We start from the raw sequence: 19,501 nt of genomic DNA on the forward strand, positions 1-19,501 counted from the left end.
GCCGGGGCACAAGGCCCCGGCTCGTCCATCTTCGACAGCTTAGACGGGATCGTCAGATGCGTTCGAAGACGGTGGTGATGCCCTGGCCGAGGCCCACGCACATTGTGGACACGCCCAGGGTACCGCCATTCTGCTTCATCACGTTCAGCAGGGTGCCGGAGATACGCGCACCGGAGCAGCCGAACGGGTGACCCAGGGCGATGGCGCCGCCGTGCAGGTTGACCTTCTCTTCCATCTTGTCGAGGAGCTTGAGGTCCTTCAGCACCGGCAGGGCCTGTGCAGCGAAAGCTTCGTTGAGCTCGACGAAGTCGATGTCGTTGATGGTCAGGCCGGCGCGCTTGAGCGCCTTGTTGGTCGACGGAACCGGACCGTAGCCCATGATCGCCGGATCAACACCGGCAACCGCCATGGCGCGAACCACGGCCATCGGCTGGATGCCCAGGTCCTGGGCGCGCTGGGCGCTCATCACGATCATGCAGGAAGCGCCGTCGGTGATCTGCGAGGAAGTACCCGCGGTCACGGTGCCGCCCTTGGGGTTGAACGCCGGCTTCAGGGCAGCCAGGCTTTCCAGGGTGGTGTCCGGACGGATGGTTTCGTCGAAGTCGAAGACCTTCAGGAAGCCGTTCTCGTCGTAGCCTTCCATCGGGATGATTTCGTCTTTGAACTTGCCTTCCTGGGTCGCTTTCCAGGCCAGCTGGTGCGAGCGCACGCCGAACTTGTCCTGCGCCTCACGGGTGATGCCGTGCATCTTGCCCAGCATTTCGGCGGTCAGGCCCATCATGCCGGAGGCCTTGGCGGCGTACAGCGACAGGTGCGGGTTCGGGTCGACGCCGTGCATCATGCCGACGTGGCCCATGTGCTCCACACCGCCGATGACGAAGACGTCACCGTTGCCGGTCTGGATCGCCTGGACAGCGGTGTGCAGGGCGCTCATGGACGAGCCGCACAGACGGCTGACGGTCTGGCCGGCGCTGGTGTGCGGGATCTGGGTCATCAACGACGCCATGCGCGCGATGTTCCAGCCCTGCTCCAGGGTCTGGTTCACGCAGCCCCAGATCACGTCCTCGACTTCCGCCGGGTCGATCTTCGGGTTGCGCTCCAGGAGCTTGCTGATCAGGTGCGCGGACATGGTCTCCGCGCGGGTGTTGCGGTGCATGCCACCCTTCGAACGGCCCATCGGGGTGCGGCCGAAGTCGACAATGACGGCGTCTCTCGGATTCAGGCTCATAAATTCACTCTCGCTCTATTCGTTGCGCACTCAACCGAAGAACTTTTGGCCGTTCTTGGCCATTTCACGCAGCTTCGCGGTCGGGTGGTACAGCGCACCCAGGTCGGCGTACTTGTCGGCCAGGGCGACGAATTCGGCCACACCGATGGAGTCGATGTAACGCAGGGCACCGCCACGGAAGGGAGGGAAGCCGATGCCGTAGATCAGGCCCATGTCGGCCTCGGCAGCGGTCTCGACGATGCCGTCTTCCAGGCAACGCACGGTTTCCAGGCACAGCGGGATCATCATGTAGTTGATGATGTCCTCGTCGGTCAGCTCGCGCTCTTCGACGACGATGGACTTCAGCAGCTCATAAGCCTGCGGATCGGAGACTTTCTTCGGCTTGCCGCGCTTGTCGGTCTCGTAGGCGTAGAAGCCCTTGCCGTTCTTCTGGCCCAGGCGATTGGCTTCGTACATCACGTCGACGGCGGTCTTGCCTTCCACGGCCATGCGGTCCGGGAAGCCTTCAGCCATTACGTCGCGGCCGTGGTGGCCGGTGTCGATGCCGACCACGTCGGACAGGTAGGCCGGGCCCATGGGCCAGCCAAACTTCTCCATGATCTTGTCGATGCGCACGAAGTCCACGCCGAAGCCCAGCAGCTTGGAGAAGCCGCCGAAGTACGGGAACAGCACGCGGTTGACCAGGAAGCCGGGGCAGTCATTCACCACGATGGGGTTCTTGCCCATCTTCTTGGCATAGGCCACGGTGGTGGCGACTGCGACGTCGCTGGACTTCTCGCCACGGATGACTTCGACCAGCGGCATCATGTGCACCGGGTTGAAGAAGTGCATGCCGACGAAGTTCTGCGGACGCTTGAGCGCCTTGGCCAGCAGGTTGATGGAGATGGTGGAGGTGTTGGATGCGAGAACCGCGTCGTCCTTCACCACGCCTTCAACTTCGGCCAGAACGATCTGCTTGACCTTCGGGTTCTCGACCACGGCTTCGACGACGATGTCGACGTTGCCGAAGTCGCCGTAGGACATGGTCGGGCGAATGGCGTTCAGGGCCTCGGCCATCTTCGCCGGGGTCATGCGGCCTTTTTCGACGCGCTTGCCCAGCAGCTTCGAGGCTTCGTTCAGACCCATCTGGATACCCTCTTCGCGGATATCCTTCATCAGGATCGGAGTGCCCTTGGAAGCGGACTGGTAGGCGATACCGCCACCCATGATGCCGGCGCCCAGTACGGCGGCCAGTTTCACGTCCTTGGCGATCTCGTCGTACTGCTTGGCCTTCTTCTTCAGATCCTGGTCGTTGAGGAACAGGCCGATCAGGCTTTCGGCGACCGAGGTCTTGGCCAGTTTCACGAAGCCCTGGGCTTCGATTTCCAGCGCCTTGTCACGGCCGAAGTTGGCGGCCTTCTGGATCGACTTGATGGCTTCGACCGGAGCCGGGTAGTTCGGGCCGGCCTGGCCAGCAACGAAGCCCTTGGCGGTTTCGAAGGCCATCATCTGCTCGATGGCGTTCAGCTTGAGCTTTTCCAGCTTCGGCTGACGGCGGGCCTTGTGGTCCAGCTCGCCGGAGATGGCGCGCTTGACCAGGTCCAGGGCGGCGGCTTGCAGCTGCTCCGGCGCCACGACGGCGTCGACGGCGCCGACTTTCAGCGCGTCTTCAGCCTTGTTTTCCTTGCCCGAGGCGATCCACTCGACCGCGTTGTCGCAGCCGATGATGCGCGGCAGGCGAACGGTGCCGCCGAAGCCCGGGTAGATGCCCAGCTTCACTTCCGGCAGGCCGACCTTGGCGGTGGCGCTCATGACACGGAAGTCGGCAGCCAGGCACATTTCCAGACCGCCGCCCAGGGCGATGCCGTTGATCGCGGCTACGGTCGGAACGTTCAGGTCTTCGAAGTCGCTGAAGATCTTGTTGGCTTCGAGGTTGCCGGCCAGCAGCTCTTCGTCGGGCAGCTTGAAGTTGTCGACGAACTCGGTGATGTCGGCGCCGACGATGAACACGCCCTTGCCGCTGGTCACGATTACGCCCTTGACGGACGCATCGGCCTTGATGGTATCGACTGCTTGGCGCAGTTCATTCAGGGTGAGTCGGTTGAACTTGTTGACGGACTCGCCCTTGAGGTCGAAATTCAGCTCGACGATGCCGCTCTCAAGAGCCTTAACCGTGATGGCTTTACCTTGGTAAATCATCAACTGATCTCCACGCTAGGGAAGCTTGAAATCACACGTCGGACGCCGTGTATCGAGACCGCCCGGCAGTCGCCGAGGATAGTCCCAAAGCTGGCGGCACACCCGCCGACGCGATAGCCGGGGCGTTCTGTCCGAGTCGTCGCACGTGGCAAACGCTCGATTCATACGCCCGTTTGATTTGGGTGCGCCCACCTTCTAGGAAAAGCCGTTGCTTGTCAATCGGCGAGACGCAACAGTCGCAAAGCGGCCGGGACGTCTGGGCCGGAGCATTCAGCAAGTCCACCCTCCTCTATTCACCACGCCTATCGTGACAATTTGCATCTGGCACCTACGTGCCGGAAAACTCGGTATACAACTGTTCAAACGCAGGAGCGCACGTTAGAGTCCGACGGCAATGGCGATCTGCCTGCTGTCGCTGGAGGGAAGGACTCCTCCCGCCGGCCAGCCGGACTGCCTGGAACCTGTGGAACACAACAACAAGAAGCCCATGGCTCCAAGGAGATGGAACGATGACAAGCCGTTCGCTTGTACGTCTGTTGTCTGCGCTCGCGCTCACCGCCCTTCCCCTCTTCGCTGCGGCCGATGCCGCCAGCGACCTGCTCAGCCTCCACCAGATGCGCCTGGCCGCCCAGCGCAGCCTTGGCGATTTCTTCATGTTCAATGCGATGGAAGGCGACCAGAAGTACGCCAGGCTGGTCGAGGCGTCATCACAGAATGCCGGCGAGGCGCTGGGCAAGCTGGGGACCATGCCCGGCAACGAATCCACGAAACTCAAGGCGCAACTGCAGGACCAGTGGAAAGGCTATGCGACCCAACTGCAGACACTGACCGGCGCGCTGGACAAGAGCGGCTATACCGACCTGCAACCGGTGGCCGACCTCGCCACGCAGAATCGCAAGCTGCTGGACACCGCTGACCAGCTCTACGCCAGGATTCAGGATGAAAGCGGCAGCAAGGTCCCGCCGCTGACCCAGCAGACCCGCGAGCAGAGCCTGCTGATGCAGGACATCGCGGTGGACTACGCGTCGCGCAACGCCTCGGTCGGCGCGAGCTTCTTCGGCGGTGGCGAGGAGCGCCCGCTGGATGATCTGGCCAACCGCTTCGCGATCAACCTGGTGAAGCTGCAGCAGGCGCCGCAGACCACGCCGGAGATCGGCAAGGCGCTGCGTTCGGTGGCGATCAAGTGGCACTACATCGAGAAGTCGCTACAGAACTACAACAAGAACAGCGTGCCGTTCCTGATCAACAAGTACTCGGACCGCATCATCGAAGACCTTGAGGCCGTTTCCAGCCTCTACGCCGCGCAGCAGAGCTGATCGCTTCAGGCATGCTGTTTGAGGAAATCGGCGACCCGTTGCAGGTCGCCGCTGTCGCCCCGCTCGCCCCAGTACAGTGCCAGGAACTGAGGCGTTGCCTCGACCATGTAGACATCCTTCGGCAGGCCGGCCAGCGCCTGGGCCAGCTCGCCCGTGGCGCTCGCCTCGCGCCAGCGGTCCAGCCAGACGCCCGGCTCGCTCTGCCAATAGCACCAGACATCACGGTTCCGGCCACGGGCGCGGTGATACTGCGCGCACTGGCGCGGCGGCTGCCGTTCCATCCAGTGCGGCCACTCCTGGCGCGCGATCTGCATGGCCAGCCCCAGGCGCCGTGCCTGCAGGCGCAGGTCCATCTGCCCACGCTGGCCTCGCGAGGGAATCAGCCAGGTCAGCGGGCTGAGCACCAGCGCAATGAGCAGGATCACCATCCAAACGGTCATATCAGGTATACCGGTCAAACATGGCCAATCAGGCCATACTGATACTAACAAGTCCCCCGGAGGAGACGCTCATGCCTTACCAACACATTCTGGTCGCCGTCGACCTTACCGAGGAATGCGATCCGGTGATGAAGCGAGCCGTTGCGCTGGCCAAGGCCAACGACGCCCGGCTCTCGGCGGTGCATGTCGTCGAGCCCATGGCCATGGCCTTCGGCGGTGATGTGCCGATGGACCTGTCGATGCTGCAACAGCAGCAGTTCGACCAGGCCAAGGAGCGCCTGCACCAGTTCACCCTCACCTACTCGGAAATCACCAGCTCCCAATGCCACCTGGTCTACGGCCAGCCGCGTCAGGAAATCCATCGCCTGGCCGATGAGCAGGACTGCGACCTGATCGTGGTCGGCAGCCACGGGCGACACGGCCTCGCCCTGCTGCTGGGCTCCACCGCCAACGACGTGCTGCACGGCGCACCATGCGACGTGCTTGCGGTACGCCTGCAGAAGACCAGCTGAACCACACGGCGGGCCCTTCGGGGCCCGCTTCGCATCAGGCTCCGAGCACGTCTCCGCTCATCAGCAGCGGACGCACCTTCTGCAACTGCGCCTCCAGCGAATAGCTCATGCTCGACGCCATGGAGAAGAAGCTGAGGAAAGCCTTCAGGTTCGAATCGCTCTCGCAGGTTTCGTGAATGCGCTGCCAGAACGCCTGGTTCACCAACTGCAATTGCTGGAACTGCTTCACCAACCCCTTCAGCTCCCAATCCGCATGCCGCCCTTCGCGGAAGTTGAAATACTGCCGCATCAGGTACAGCGACACCGCGCGCAGGATGAACTCCTGGTTGCTGGCGAACGGCAGGTGCTGCTGCGCCATGGGCTTGAGCTTGCTCAGCAGCGGGCAGGCGCTGGTCGCCATGATCACCCCGAGCAGCGCGCGCAGGCCCTCTTCCAGGCCCACGTGCTTGATGTACTCACGCTCGGGCGTACGCACTTGCACCGAGGCCTTCTTGAAGGCCGGCAGGCCGCGGAAATCCTCGATCACCCGGTGCAGGTCCACCGCAGCGGGGCAATGGCTGCATTGCTGCGCACTCAGTGGACAGTTGCTGCACTGGTTGTAGTCCAGGCGCGTCCAGCGTGGAGCCTGGGCGGCGGTCTGCGGGTCGTAACCTCGATCCAGTTCGATGCGGTAGCTGAACTCGTGCTCATCATCCAGGGTGATGCGGTATTCGATTGCCATTCGGCCGTCCCTAACAGTCTTTGATCAGCAATACGCACGGGCACACCGCCGGACCGAACGGATCACTCTTCCAGTTCGGCCCAGCGTTCGATCAGCCGGTCCAGCTCTTCCTGCAGGGAGCTCAGGCGCGCCAGGGCGGCCTGGGTTTCGCCCTGCGGGCGCTGGTAGAAGTCCGGCGATGCGGTTTCTTCCTGCAGTGCAGCCAGTTCCGCCTCCAGGGCGTCGATCTGCCCGGGGATGGCTTCCAGCTCGCGCTGCAGCTTGTAGCTGAGTTTCTTCTTCGGTGCCGCCACCTCAACCGGCGCGCTGGTTGCCGCAGCCGGCTGTGCGGGGGCAGGTTCGGCGGCAGGCTTGTCGGCCTTCTCCTCACCTACACCCAGCAACTTGGGCGAACCGCCCTGGCGCAGCCAATCCTGGTAGCCGCCGACGAATTCGCGGACGCGTCCTTCGCCTTCGAATACCAGGGTGCTGGTCACCACGTTGTCGAGGAAGGCCCGGTCGTGGCTGACCATCAGCACAGTGCCGTCGAAGCTCAGCAGCACCTCTTCCAGCAGTTCCAGGGTTTCCACGTCCAGGTCGTTGGTCGGTTCGTCCAGCACCAGCAGGTTGGCCGGCTTGCTGAACAGCTTCGCCAGCAACAGACGTGCCCGTTCGCCACCGGAGAGCGCCTTCACCGGGGTGCGGGCGCGTTGCGGGGAGAACAGGAAGTCGCCCAGGTAGCTGAGCACGTGACGATTCTGCCCGTTGATGGTGATGAATTCGCGGCCTTCGGAAATGTTGTCGATGACGGTCTTTTCCGGCTCCAGCTGGTGACGCAACTGGTCGAAATAGGCCACTTCCAGTCGGGTACCTTCCTTGATCGAGCCGGAAGTCGGCTGCAGGTCGCCCAGCAGCAGCTTGAGCAGGGTGGTCTTGCCGGTGCCGTTGGCGCCCAGCAGGCCGATGCGGTCGCCGCGCTGCAGCACCACGGAAAAGTCACGCACCAGCGACGGGCCGCCCGGATGGTGGAAACCGACGCCCTCGGCCACGATCACCTGCTTGCCGGACTTCTCCGCCGACTCCAGCTGGAAGCTGGCCTTGCCCTGGCGCTCGCGGCGCTCGGCACGCTCGTTACGCATGGCCTTCAGCGCGCGCACGCGGCCTTCGTTACGGGTACGGCGCGCCTTGATGCCCTGGCGAATCCACACTTCCTCCTGGGCCAGGCGCTTGTCGAACAGCGCGTTGGCGGTCTCTTCGGCCGCCAGTTCCTGCTCCTTATGCACCAGGAAGCTGGCGTAGTCGCCGTTCCAGTCGATCAGGTGGCCGCGGTCCAGTTCGAGGATGCGGGTGGCCACGGCCTGCAGGAAGGCGCGGTCGTGGGTGATGAACAGTACGGCGCCGGGGAAGTCCGCCAGGGCGTTTTCCAGCCAGGCGATGGCGCCGATATCCAGGTGGTTGGTCGGCTCGTCCAGCAGCAGCAGGTCGGGCTCGGCGACCAGCGCCTGGGCCAGCAGCACGCGGCGGCGCCAGCCACCGGAGAGCTCGGCGAGGGTCTTGTCGGCCGGCAGTTGCAGGCGGCTCAGGGTGGTGTCCACCAGTTGGCCGAGGCGCCAGCCGTCACGGGCTTCCAGCTCCTGCTGGACGCGAGCCAGCTTGGCCAGGTCGTCCTCGTTCTCGATGTGCAGGCTCAGGTGGTGGTAGCGCGCCAGCAGCTCGCCGACTTCGGCCAGGCCTTCGGCGACCACGTCATAGACGGTACGGTCGTCGGCGCGCGGCAGTTCCTGGGGCAGTTCGCCGATCTTCAGCGCCGGCGCGCGCCAGATGTCACCGTCGTCGGGCTTCTGCTCGCCCTTGACCAGCTTGAGCATGCTCGACTTGCCGGTGCCGTTGCGGCCGATGACGCAGACCCGCTCACCCCGGGCGATCTGCCAGGACACCTTGTCCAACAAGGGCGTAGTGCCAAAGGCAAGGGACACATCGGTGAACTTCAGCAGGGTCATGGGGCATCTCCACAAGCAGGGCGCGCAGTTTACGGGAAAGCGCGGAAAAGTCAGAGGGTTGCGAGTAATCGTCGATTACCCCTCAGCCACCATGAGCGACGCTTTCACCACCCCGGCGCAACGGCTAAGCTACCGGCAGCGGCGCGAGCCATCGCCCGCCCTCGGATCATCATCACGGAAGTGCCATGCGCGGTCGTCTTTTCACACTGTTGTCCTGTTTCATCCTCAGCCTGTCCGCCCAGACGGCCAACGCAGCGTCCCTGTCCCAGCAGCGCCAGATGTACGACGAGGCGCAAAAAGCCCTCGCCCGCAATGACAGCGGCCCCTATTTCCGCTACCAGTCGGCGCTCGCCGATTATCCGCTGGAACCCTACCTGGCCTACGACGAGCTGACCAACCGCCTGAAAAGCGCCAGCAACGCCGAGATCGAGCGCTTCATCAGCGAGCACGGCGACCTGCCGCAGATCAACTGGCTGAAACTGCGCTGGATGCGCCAACTGGCCGATCGGGGCGACTGGGCCACCTTCGTCACCTATTACGACCCGAAGATGAATTTCACCGAGCTGGATTGCCTCTACGGCCAGTACCAGCTTGGCCACGGTACGAAGGCCGAGGGCTACGCCACCGCCGAGAAGCTCTGGCTGGTGGGCAAGCCGCAGCCCGACGCCTGCGACACCACCTTCGCCATGTGGCAGGCGGACGGCCAGCTCACCGAAGAGAAAGTCTGGAAGCGCCTCAAGCTGGCTGCCGAGGCCCGCAACTATGGTCTGGCCAACGTCCTGTCGAAACGCCTGCCGACCCTTGGCAGCCAAGGCGCGCTGATGGTCAACGTGGCGCAGAATCCCGCACAGGTCAGCCAGACCACTCGCTTCACCTCCCGCGACCATGCCACCGCCGACGTGGTCGGCCTGGGTCTGCGCCGCTTGGCCAAGCAGGACCCGGAAAAGGCCATCGGCCTGCTCGACTACTACAGCTCGGTGCTGCCCTTCTCCAGCGACGAGAAAGTCTCCATCGCCCGCGAGATCGGCCTGAGCCTGGCGCGCAGCTACGATTCGCGCGCCCTGCCGCTGATGGAGAAGTACGACCCGCAGCTGCGCGACAACACCGTCACCGAATGGCGCCTGCGCCTACTGCTGCGCCTGGGTCGCTGGGAAGACGCCTACGAGCTGACCCGTGCGCTGCCGCCGGAATTGGCCGACACCAACCGCTGGAAATACTGGCAGGCGCGCTCGCTGCAACTGGCGCAGCCGCAGAACCAGCAAGCCATCAGCCTGTACCGGCCGGTGGCCGATGAGCGCGACTTCTATGGCTTCCTCGCTGCCGACCGGATCAACGCGCCCTACCACCTGAACAACCGCCCCGTCTCGCCCGACGCCGGCACCCTGCTGCGCGTACGCAACGCCCCGTGCACCCGGCGAGCCCTGGAGTTCTATGCCCGTGGCGAGATCATCAACGCCCGCCGCGAGTGGTACCACGCCGCCCGCCACCTGAGCCACGACGAGCTGCTGGCCCAGGCGAAGATCGCCTACGACATGCAGTGGTACTTCCCGGCGATCCGCGCCATCAGCCAGGCCAAGTACTGGGACGACCTGGACATCCGCTTCCCCATGGCGCATCGCAACACCCTGGTGCGCGAGGCGCGCAACCGTGGCCTGCATTCCAGCTGGGTGTTCGCCATCACCCGCCAGGAAAGCGCCTTCATGTCCGATGCGCGCTCGGGCGTCGGCGCCACTGGCCTGATGCAGCTGATGCCGGGCACCGCCAAGGAAACCGCGAAGCGCTTCGGCATCCCGCTGGCCTCGCCGCAGCAACTGATCCTGCCGGATGTGAACATCCAGCTCGGCGCCGCCTACCTCAGCCAGGTGCACGCCCAGTTCAACGGCAACCGTGTGCTGGCCACCGCCGCCTACAACGCCGGCCCCGGGCGCGTGCGCCAATGGCTGAAGGATGCCCGCCACCTGGCCTTCGACGTCTGGGTAGAAACCATCCCGTTCGACGAGACCCGCACCTACGTGCAGAACGTGCTGTCCTACGCGGTGATCTACGGGCAGAAGCTCAACGCACCGCAGCCCATCGTCGACTGGCACGAGCGCTTCTTCGACGAACTCTGATCCACTCCCCCGCCCGGCACTCGCCGGGCGGTTTTCATCCCCTCAAGGAAAAGGAAATTCCCATGCGTAAAGCCCTACTGTCCGTCACTGCCCTGGCCGCTGGCCTGCTCTGCGCAGGCCACGCCCTGGCGGCCTGCGAGAAGCCGCGCAATGCCTTCGACAGCGTCTACTGCCTGAGCACCGAATACGCTCAGGTCGACCGTGAGCTGAACCAGGAATTCGGCACCCTGCGCAAACTGCTCAACGATGGCCAGAAGGCCGCGCTGAAGAAGAGCCAGCTCGCCTGGATCAAGGACCGCGACGCCCAGTGCAGCTACGAGCGCGACGGCGGTTACTTCGTCAACCTGCAGTGTGCGGTGGACAAGACCCAGGAGCGCCTGGGCGTGCTGCGCGAGCGGGAGCGCGAGTGCCAGAGCACCGGTTGCGTCGAGGCCAAGCTGTAAGACGAGAGCCGTTGGCCACGCCTGACGATGGTGTGGCCAAAGGCGTCGGTCTGACGGCCAGCAGCCGCAAACAGTTGCAGGCTACCTGTAGGAGCGAGCTTGCTCGCGAACAAACCCACCGGCAGCTCTGGTGTTGGGCGGTTCGCGAGCAAGCTCGCTCCTACAAATGATCCCCAGCGCAGGGATTTGGGCGCGGCGACGTGGCCCTGCCCTACTCCAGAACTTCCACTTCCATGCCCACGCGCAGCTCGCCGCTGTTCTGGGCGATCAGGTTCTGGCCGAACAGCGCCTCGCCGTTGACGTTGCGGTACTGGAGCAGCGTCGCCAGTGGCTGGCGGTCCGGGTCGCGCTCGCCGGTGTGCGGGTCGATGGTGGTGAGGATGCAGCGCGCGCAGGGTTTGGCCACCTTGAAGGTGACATCGCCGATGCGGATGCGTTTCCAGCCGTCCTCGGCGAAGGGTTCGGCACCGGCCACCACCAGGTTCGGACGAAAGCGCAGCATCTCCAGCGGGCGACCGACCTTCGCGGAAAGATCGTCCAGGGAGCCCTGGCCGATCAACAGCAGCGGGAATCCATCGGCGAAATGCACCTGCTCGCCCGGCTCGGCGTAGGCGGTATCCACCTGCCGCGCACGTTGCTCGGGCATCTGCACCAGGCGCACCTCACGACCGAGGAAGGTGCTCAGCCACTGGGCAGCGGCATCGCCGGCGTCCGGCACCTGCAGCATGTCGCGCCAGATGATCACGCCGCGCAGGTTGTCGTCGCGGTCCGGCACGCTCACCAGCAGGTCGTCCATGCCCGGCGCGCGCAGGCGCAGGGCGGCGAAACCATCCTGCCAGCGCGCCTCGATGCGACCCATCTGCGGCAGCAGGCGCTGGGTCAGGAATCGGCCATTGGCCGCCTCGACCACCATCCAGCGGCGGTCACCCTCCAGACCCAGCGCGTCCAGGCGAATCGACTGCAAGGGCTCGTTGGCGGTGGATTTGACCGGGTAGCGGTAGAGCTCGCTGAGCGTGAACATCGGTAGCTTCCTTTCAGACGGCGAAAGCGACCTTATACGGGGTGGGACGGACGTCTAGCAATGCCGTCGGTTGCGACGCGCCAACCACGCGGGCGCCGAGACAGGAGTTTGCCGATGGCAACGGATTCATCCGGTAGGGATTTCGCGGACAGGGTTCGCTCCTACGAGATGCATTTGCGCTCGGGTTGGCCCTCACCCTAACCCTCTCCCAGGGGGAGAGGGGACCGTCCGGTGCAGGATGAAACTACTCTGTCAGCCGGCACGATCTGGCTCCCTCTCCCTGAGGGAGAGGGCTGGGGTGAGGGGGAAAGCCCTGGCACAGATTCAGCCGGGACAAGACAGTTGCTCCTACGAGGGCCTGAGCGGGAGCGTAGGGCGTATAACGTTCGACGTTATACGCCGCTTGACCTTGGTTTCTGTTTACACGGACTACGACCGGCTGGCGCTTCGAACTCGGCCAATACGCCAGCCGATGATCCAGGTGTATCGGCGTACAACCGCGAACGGTTGTACGCCCTACGAATGCGCAGACAGTTGCTCCTACGAAAGCCGCGCCCGGTTCGACCTGTAGGAGCGGACCTTGTCCGCGATCCGCCGGCAGGACCGGCGGTCAACCGGGTTCATGAGCAAGGACTGGGCTCCCCTCGCCCCTACAAGAGGCCCGCTGTTAAGCCGGGACTTTCTGCAACCGCCGGCGCACTACCTCCACCAGTTGGTCCGGCTGGAACTTGGAGAGGAAGTCGTCGCAGCCAACCTTCTTCACCATGGCATCGTTGAAGCTGCCCGACAGCGAGGTGTGCAACACCACGTAGAGGTCACGCAGGCGCGGATCGTTGCGGATCTCCGTGGTCAGCCGGTAGCCGTCCATTTCCGGCATCTCGGCGTCGGTGAACACCATCAGCAGCTTCTCTTCCATGTCCTGCCCCTCGTCCGCCCAGCGCTTGAGCTGCTGCAGCGCGCGCAGGCCGTCGGTAGCCACGTGCAGGCGCAGGCCGAGCTGGGTCAGGGTGTCGCGCAACTGCGCAATGGCCACGCTGGAGTCGTCCACCACCAGCACTTCACGGCCGCGGGTGCGTTCGAGCAGTTCGTCATCCAGGCGCTCGGCGGAAACCCGTGTATTCATCGGCACGATCTCGGCCAGCACCTTTTCCACGTCGATGATCTCCACCAGGCGGTCGTCCACCTTGGTGATCGCGGTCAGGTAATGCTGCCGACCGGCGCCACCGGGCGGCGGCTGCACCGCCTCCCAGTTGAGGTTGAGGATGCGCTCCACCCCGCCGACCAGGAAGGCCTGCACCGAACGGTTGTACTCGGTGACGATGATGGTGCTGCTGGCATCGGGCACCAGCGCGCGCATGCCGATGGCGCGGGACAGGTCGATCACCGGCAGGGTCTGCCCGCGCAGGTTGATCACCCCGCAGATCATCGGGTGGCGCTGCGGAATCAGGGTCAGACGCGGCAGTTGCAGGACTTCCTGCACCTTGAACACATTGATCGCGAACTGCTGCCGTCCGGCCAGGCGGAAGACGAGGATCTCCAGGCGGTTCTGCCCCACCAGTTGGGTGCGTGAGTCGACGCTGTCGAGAATACCGGCCATGCCTGCTCCTGCTTCGAAAGGTATCGTGCGAAAAGCTATCGGCCAGTCATCCGGGATCAGGATAATGGCGCAGAGCCATCATGCCCGACTCTCGCGCACGCCACCAGTGCACGTCAGCGGATCGGCAGGGGCGTCGTCAGTAGTGGTGAGTCTTTCGGCAGGTGCATGGCGAGCGCCGCCGGCCGTACCGCGAAGCGCAGGTGCCGCCCCTCCAGCGGCTCGCCATCGAGATTCACGTCGAGCCCTTCGGCCGCGTCCACCTCCAGCCAGGGCAGGCGGGCGCGGACGAACAGCTCCTGGCCGCCCAGCCCGCTGCCGAGCAGGGCGCCCAGCGCGTCGACCATGTCCTGCGGCGCCGGCAGGATGCTGACATCCAGCAGGCCGTCATCCACCCGCGCCTCCGGGCACAACGCATGCCCGCCACCGGCCTGCCGGCCGTTGCCGATGCCCAGGGCGAGAAATTCGCCTTCCCAGTGGAAGCCCGGCCCGCGGAAACGCCCGCGCGCGGCGTGCACTTCGGAGAAGCGCGTCAGACCGGTCAGCAGGTAGGCCGCGCCACCCAGCAGCTTTTTCAGTTCCTCGGGGGTGTTGGCGGTGACCTTGGAGCCGAAGCCGCCGGTGGCCATGTTGAGAAACAGATGGCCGTCCATCTCGCCGAGATCCACTGGGCGCGGCGGAATCTCCAGCAACGCCAGGGCGTCCGCTGGCTCCAGCGGCACGCCGGCGGCCCGGGCGAAATCATTGGCAGTGCCCAGCGGCAGGACCGCCAGGCTGGCCTTGCCGCCCCCCTGGGCGAGCGCCTCGGCCACATCGCGCACCGTGCCATCGCCACCGCCGGCGACGAGGGTCGTATAACCGGCGGCGAGCGCTTCCCCGACCAGCCGCCGGGCATCTCCGCCCTCCCAGGTCACCCGCACATCCAGCACGCGCCCGGCCCGGCGCGTGGCCTGCACCGCATCGCGTACCGCGTCATTGGTCGCCTGTTTGCCGTGCAGGATCAGCATGGCCCTGGGTTGCGTCATGGTCTCTCCTCTCGATTGATCCGGTGACTGTGCCCCAGATTAGCCGACAGGACTTGCGCCAAGCTTAATTCGCCGGGCTCACGCCGGATAACCGGTGATCTCGCGGATGCTCTGGTACAGCGGCTTCAGTTGCTTGTACATGCGCTGGTAGACCTCGCTGTACAGCCGCTCGTAGGTGCGCTGCGCCTCCGGACGCGGCTGGAAGACCTCGCCGACGCGGGTCATGGCGGCGATGGCGCCGGCGAAGTCCGGATAGAGCCCGAGCCCCACCGCGCAGTCGATCGCCGCGCCCAGGCCGGACGCCTCGTAGACATGCGGGCGCTCCGCCGGCAAACCGAAGATGTCGGCGGTGAGCTGCATCGCCGCGTCGCTCTGGGAGCCGCCGCCCGCCACCCGCAGGCGCTCGATGCGGGTGCCGGAGCGCTTCTCGATGCGCTCCTTGCCCTGGCGCAGCGCGTAGGCCAGGCCTTCGAGGATGGCGCGGTAGATGTGCGCGCGGGTGTGCACGTCGCCGAAGCCGATGATCGAGCCCTTGGCCTCCAGCCCCGGCTCGCGGATGCCGGGCGTCCAGTAGGGTTGCAGCATCAGGCCCATGGAGCCGGCGGGCACGCTGTTGACCAGGTCGTCGAACAGCTTCTCCGGCTCGACGCCCAGTTCGGCGGCGCGCTGCATCTCGCGCAGGCCGAATTCGCGCTTGAACCAGCTGACCATCCAGAAACCGCGGTAGATCATCACCTCGGTGTTGAAGTGGTCGGGGATCGCCGCCGGGTACGGTGGGATCAGTGGGATGGTTTCCAGGTAGCGCGAGCGCGTGGTGTTGATGGTCGCCGTGGTGCCGTAGGACAGGCAGGCGATACGCGGATCGATGGCGCCGGCACCGAGCACTTCGCAGGCCTTGTCCGCACCCGCAGCGATCAGCGGCAGCCCCTCGGGAATCCCGGTGTGACGACTGGCCTCGGCGGTGATCTCGCCCAGCCGCTCGCCGGGCTTGAGCAGGTCCGGCAATTTCTCGCGGCGCACCTCCAGCGCTTGCCATTTCCAGTCGCGCGGCGCGGCCCACTGCAGGCGTTTGTAGTCGAACGGCAGGTAGGCCACGCTGGAGGCCACCGAGTCCACGTAACGCCCGCACAGGCGCTGGGTAAGGAAGCCCGAGAGCAGCAGCACCTTGTGGGTGCGTCGCTGGATATCCGGCTGCTGCTGGGCCACCCAGTTGACCTCGGCCTGGGTGCGGAAATAATCCACCGCACCCTGCGCGCCCACCAGCTTGAACAGCCAGCCCCAGGGACCCTTGATCGACTCGCCCAGCTCGGCGCGGCGCTGGTCCAGCCAGATTATCGCCGGGCGCAATGCCCGACCCGCTTCATCGACGTGGATCACCGTGCCGCGCTGGGTGGTCAGGGAAACGCCACGGATACGGCTGCGGTCGATGTCGATGCTGGCCCACAGGCGCCGGCAGGCCTCGCCCAGCTGTTCCCAGTAATACTCCGGGTGTTGTTCGGCCCAGCCGGGGTTGTCGGAGAAATAGGCCTCCAGCTCCACCTTGCCCTTGCCGACCAGATTGCCCTCCAGGTCGAAAAGCAGTGCGCGCACGCTCTGGGTGCCGTTATCGATGGCCAGCAGGTAGTTCTGTTCGCTCAAGGTGCGGTCCTTCTTGTTGTTATCTGGCCACTGGCAGGCTGTAGCTGCGCCGCCAGAGCGCCAGGTAGTCCTGTTCTTCCTGCTTCCAGCGGGCGTCGCTCCAGCCCAGACGTGGCTGGCACAGCGCGCGGATCTTCGGCAGTTCGGCGGCGGCGCCGTCGGCCAGCAACAGGCCGATGCGGGTGCGGCGCAGCAGCAGGTCGTCGAGGTGCAGCACCAGTTCGCCCTCCGCCGCCCAGGCCAGTTCGCCCCAGAGGCAATCGGTGTCGCCGACACGCCCGCTGCCGACTTCCCTCAGCAGCCGTGCCAGCTCCGGCAAGGCACGGCCGTGGCGACCCGCCAGGCGGCGCTGTTGGGTCGGTGTCAGGCCGGGAAGCGCAATGGTTTCGCTCGGGCTGAAGACGTTGTCCCCAGCCGCCTCCAGCGGCCGCTCCAGCATCGGCGCGCAGGCGGCCAGCACCTCCAGCGCCAACAGGCGGAAGGTGGTGAGCTTGCCGCCGGCCAGGGTCACGCAGCCGGGCTCGGACCACAGGGCGTGCTCGCGCTTTTCGTCCGAGGGCTTGAGCGATGGCGCGCCATCGCTGACCACCGGGCGCACGCCGGCCCAGGTGGAGCGCACGTCCTCCGTCGTGATTCGCGCGGAGGGGAACTGCTGGGCGCAAGCGGCCAGCAGGTAGTCCAGTTCTTCGCGACTGATGGCCGCGTCGTCATCCAGGGTGTCACGGTGATCGAGGTCCGTGGTGCCGACCACCGTCGCACCTTCCCAGGGGAAGACGAACACCGGCCGCTTGTCCTCGCCATGCATGAAGCTGAAGGCGTGGGCCACGGGCAGGCGCCAGGCCGGCAGCAGCAGGTGGCTGCCGCGCAGCGGGCGAATATGTTCGCTGCCCTGCTTCTGCCGCAGTGCATCGGCCCAGGCGCCGGTGGCCAGCGCCACGGCGCGGCTGCGGAACCCGAAGCGCTGGCCACTCTCGCGATCCTCGGCGACCAGCCCCTGCACACGGCCATCGCGGCGCTCCAGCTCGACCACCCGCAGGCCGTTCAGCGCTTCGCCGCCATCGGCCCGTGCTTCACCGATTACGCGCATCACCAGCCGCGCGTCATCGGTCACCGCATCCTGGAAGCGGGTACCGCCCAGGAGGCGTTCTTCCTTCAGGCCCGGCGCCAGGTAGCGCAGCTCTTCCAGGCGATAGAACAGGTGATTGCGCCTCCCCGCGAGTGCGTCGTACAGCGACAGCAAAGTGCCGAACACCCGTGGGCCGGGGAAGCCGCCCTGGTAGTGCGGCATGATGAAGCTCAGCGGATCGACCAGCCCCGGCGCCTCGCAGAGCAGGCGCTGGCGTTCGCGCACCGAGGCGCGGGTCAGGCCGAACTGGCCCTTGGCGATGTAGCGCAGGCCGCCGTGGACCATCTTCGACGAGCGGCTGGAGGTGCCCCAGGCGAAGTCGCGCTGCTCGATCAGCAGGCAGCGCCAGCCACGCCGCGCAGCCTCGCGCAGGATGCCGGCACCGCTGATGCCGCCGCCGACCACGATCAGGTCCCAGTCACGGGTTGCCAGTTCCGGCAGCGCCTTTTCGCGCCACCCGGCATTCCAGGCGGACATGTCGTCAGTCCTGCAGCAAGGTGCCGGGGCTCAGCCGGCCGGACGGGTCGAAATGCCCGGCCAGCGCCTTGAGCGCCGCCATGCCCAGCGGGCCCTTCTCCACCGGCAGGTAGGGCGCATGGTCCTTGCCCACACCGTGCTGGTGGCTGATGGTGCCGCGATTCTGCACGATGGCCAGGCTCGCCGCGTGCTTGAGCTTGCGCCAGCGCTCGTGAGTCTCTGCGTAGCTGTTCGCCGGGCGGAAAACGTAAGTGGTGTAGATGCTCGAACCTTCGCCGTAGACGTGGGACAGGTGGGTGAACACGTGCACGCGCTCGCCCTCGGCGGCCAGGCCGTCGCGCAGGCTGGCTTCGATGCGGTTCAGCAGGTTGTCGACGTTGGACCAGTCGGTGGCAGTCTCCAGGGTGTCCACCACATAACCGTTCTCCCACAGCGCCTCGCGCAGGTAGGGGAAGCGGAAGCGGTTCTGCGCCCACTTCTTGCCCAGCAGGGTGCCGGTGAACACGCCGCCAAAGCCCTTGAGCAGGCGCCGCGCGGCGCGCAGCGACGTGGCGTTCTGTGCGCGCTCGCCGGTGACGCCGAAGGTCAGCATGCACTTGCCCTCACCCGCGCCGCGCAGCTTCAGGTAGCGCTCCAGCCAGGCGATCTGCCCCGGATGGCCGGCCAGGGCCAGCTGGGTCTGGGTTTCGACCGCGTTGGACAGGCGCAGCATCGACAACGGCACCCGCGCCTGCACCAGCGTGCGGATGCCTTCCAGCGCCTGCTCCCAGGACGGCAGGAAGACGGCGTAGAAGCGTTCGTCCTCGGCGATACGCGTGACGCGCACCTTCACTGAGGAGAGAATGCCGAAGCGGCCTTCGGAACCCATCACCATCTCGCGCAGATCAGGCCCCGCCGAGGAGGCCGGGAAGGTGGGGATTTCCAGGGTGCCGGCGAAGGTTTCCAGCGAACCACCGGCGAACAGCTGCTCGATGCGCCCGTAGCGCAGCGACTGCTGGCCACTGGAGCGACTGACGACCCAGCCGCCGAGGGTGGACAGTTCCCAGGACTGCGGGAAGTGCCCAAGGGTGTAGCCACGGGCACGCAGTTGGCTTTCCACCTGCGGGCCGTTGGCGCCGGGGCCGAAGGTGGCGATCAGGCTTTGTTCGTCCAGCTCCAGCAGACGATTCATGTGCTCCAGGGAGACAGTGAGCACGGCCTTATCGGATTGTGGCGGGTTGATGTGGCCGGCCACCGAAGTGCCGCCGCCGTAGGGGATCACCAGGCAGTCCCAGAGTTCGGCGAAGCGCAGCAGCTCGCGGATCTGCTCGGCGGTCTGCGGGTAGGCGACGCCATCGGGGAACACGCCGAACTCGCCTTCGCGCATCGCCAGCCAGTCCGGCAGGCTCTGGCCGCGGGCGTGCAGCAGGCGGTCACGGGCCTCGCGCACCACCAACGGGTGCTCGGGCAGGCGCGAGGCCGGCACCTTGGCCAGCACCTGTTCCAGGGTCGCATCCGGCAGCGTCAGGCCGGGCCCGACCAGCTCGGCGAGAAAACCGCGCCCGTTCTCGGGCAGTTCCACTACCGTCGTTTCCTCACCCCAGCCGTTCCAGCGTCGCATGCCCGCTCCTTTTATTCAGGGTCTCTGTTGGCTCTTCAGATTGCTATTTCGGTGCCACTTGATGGCTGCCTATACTAGCCAGCCGCCCTGCG

General features: G+C 65.7%; 15 protein-coding genes. 4 read left to right on the forward strand and 11 right to left on the reverse strand.

From position 1 onward, the window contains the following. Positions 1 to 52: 52 nt before the first annotated feature. Positions 53 to 1,228, reverse strand: coding sequence for an acetyl-CoA C-acyltransferase FadA (fadA, locus tag SD196_RS18830; RefSeq protein ID WP_331319889.1), 1,176 nt, complete (start codon positions 1,226 to 1,228; stop codon positions 53 to 55). Positions 1,229 to 1,258: 30 nt separating this feature from the next. After that, positions 1,259 to 3,406: a fatty acid oxidation complex subunit alpha FadB gene (gene fadB / locus SD196_RS18835; RefSeq protein WP_343572737.1), complete on the reverse strand. Its 2,148-nt coding sequence runs from the start codon at positions 3,404 to 3,406 to the stop codon at positions 1,259 to 1,261. A 509-nt stretch (positions 3,407 to 3,915) separates the two neighbouring features. Between fadB and SD196_RS18840 the strand changes: the two genes are divergently transcribed. Further along, positions 3,916 to 4,722, forward strand: coding sequence for a hypothetical protein (locus tag SD196_RS18840; RefSeq protein WP_331319891.1), 807 nt, complete (start codon positions 3,916 to 3,918; stop codon positions 4,720 to 4,722). A 5-nt stretch (positions 4,723 to 4,727) separates the two neighbouring features. Here the strand turns inward: SD196_RS18840 and SD196_RS18845 are convergent, their stop codons facing one another. Continuing rightward, positions 4,728 to 5,162: a hypothetical protein gene (locus SD196_RS18845; RefSeq protein ID WP_207884399.1), complete on the reverse strand. Its 435-nt coding sequence runs from the start codon at positions 5,160 to 5,162 to the stop codon at positions 4,728 to 4,730. A 71-nt stretch (positions 5,163 to 5,233) separates the two neighbouring features. Here SD196_RS18845 and SD196_RS18850 point away from each other — a divergent pair, with 71 nt between their 5' ends. Beyond that, positions 5,234 to 5,674: a universal stress protein gene (locus SD196_RS18850; RefSeq protein WP_275610993.1), complete on the forward strand. Its 441-nt coding sequence runs from the start codon at positions 5,234 to 5,236 to the stop codon at positions 5,672 to 5,674. Between the two features lie 34 nt (positions 5,675 to 5,708). On the opposite strand, the gene SD196_RS18855 is transcribed toward SD196_RS18850, so the two are convergent. Together SD196_RS18855 and SD196_RS18860 are read right to left on the reverse strand one after the other, a co-directional pair. Next, the gene (locus SD196_RS18855; protein WP_331319892.1) at positions 5,709 to 6,395 is read right to left on the reverse strand and encodes a DUF6901 family protein; all 687 of its coding nucleotides are present in this window, start codon (positions 6,393 to 6,395) and stop codon (positions 5,709 to 5,711) included. Between the two features lie 62 nt (positions 6,396 to 6,457). Then, positions 6,458 to 8,374 (reverse strand): ATP-binding cassette domain-containing protein, encoded by a 1,917-nt coding sequence (locus SD196_RS18860; RefSeq protein WP_275610991.1) that lies wholly within the window; start codon positions 8,372 to 8,374, stop codon positions 6,458 to 6,460. 185 nt (positions 8,375 to 8,559) lie between these two features. Here SD196_RS18860 and SD196_RS18865 point away from each other — a divergent pair, with 185 nt between their 5' ends. Beyond that, positions 8,560 to 10,485 (forward strand): transglycosylase SLT domain-containing protein, encoded by a 1,926-nt coding sequence (locus tag SD196_RS18865; protein WP_416310545.1) that lies wholly within the window; start codon positions 8,560 to 8,562, stop codon positions 10,483 to 10,485. 62 nt (positions 10,486 to 10,547) lie between these two features. Beyond that, the gene (locus SD196_RS18870) at positions 10,548 to 10,928 is read left to right on the forward strand and encodes a lysozyme inhibitor LprI family protein (RefSeq protein ID WP_331319894.1); all 381 of its coding nucleotides are present in this window, start codon (positions 10,548 to 10,550) and stop codon (positions 10,926 to 10,928) included. Between the two features lie 211 nt (positions 10,929 to 11,139). On the opposite strand, the gene SD196_RS18875 is transcribed toward SD196_RS18870, so the two are convergent. From SD196_RS18875 to SD196_RS18900, 6 genes are all read right to left on the reverse strand, one after another. After that, positions 11,140 to 11,949, reverse strand: a complete 810-nt coding sequence (locus SD196_RS18875; protein ID WP_331319895.1) for an MOSC domain-containing protein — start codon at positions 11,947 to 11,949, stop codon at positions 11,140 to 11,142. A 667-nt stretch (positions 11,950 to 12,616) separates the two neighbouring features. Next, positions 12,617 to 13,546 (reverse strand): chemotaxis protein CheV, encoded by a 930-nt coding sequence (locus tag SD196_RS18880; protein WP_275610987.1) that lies wholly within the window; start codon positions 13,544 to 13,546, stop codon positions 12,617 to 12,619. A gap of 113 nt (positions 13,547 to 13,659) precedes the next feature. Next, the gene (gene yegS / locus SD196_RS18885) at positions 13,660 to 14,568 is read right to left on the reverse strand and encodes a lipid kinase YegS (protein WP_275610986.1); all 909 of its coding nucleotides are present in this window, start codon (positions 14,566 to 14,568) and stop codon (positions 13,660 to 13,662) included. Between the two features lie 78 nt (positions 14,569 to 14,646). After that, entirely contained in the window at positions 14,647 to 16,206 is a 1,560-nt protein-coding gene (locus SD196_RS18890) for an FGGY-family carbohydrate kinase (protein ID WP_416310546.1), read from the reverse strand. A gap of 19 nt (positions 16,207 to 16,225) precedes the next feature. Beyond that, the gene (locus SD196_RS18895; protein WP_416310547.1) at positions 16,226 to 17,809 is read right to left on the reverse strand and encodes a glycerol-3-phosphate dehydrogenase/oxidase; all 1,584 of its coding nucleotides are present in this window, start codon (positions 17,807 to 17,809) and stop codon (positions 16,226 to 16,228) included. A 4-nt stretch (positions 17,810 to 17,813) separates the two neighbouring features. Further along, a complete protein-coding gene (locus tag SD196_RS18900) occupies positions 17,814 to 19,409 on the reverse strand; it encodes an FAD-binding oxidoreductase (RefSeq protein ID WP_416310548.1) in 1,596 nt (531 codons plus the stop codon). Positions 19,410 to 19,501 lie beyond the last annotated feature (92 nt).

This window comes from Pseudomonas macauensis (assembly GCF_047902425.1).
Classification (GTDB): domain Bacteria; phylum Pseudomonadota; class Gammaproteobacteria; order Pseudomonadales; family Pseudomonadaceae; genus Pseudomonas.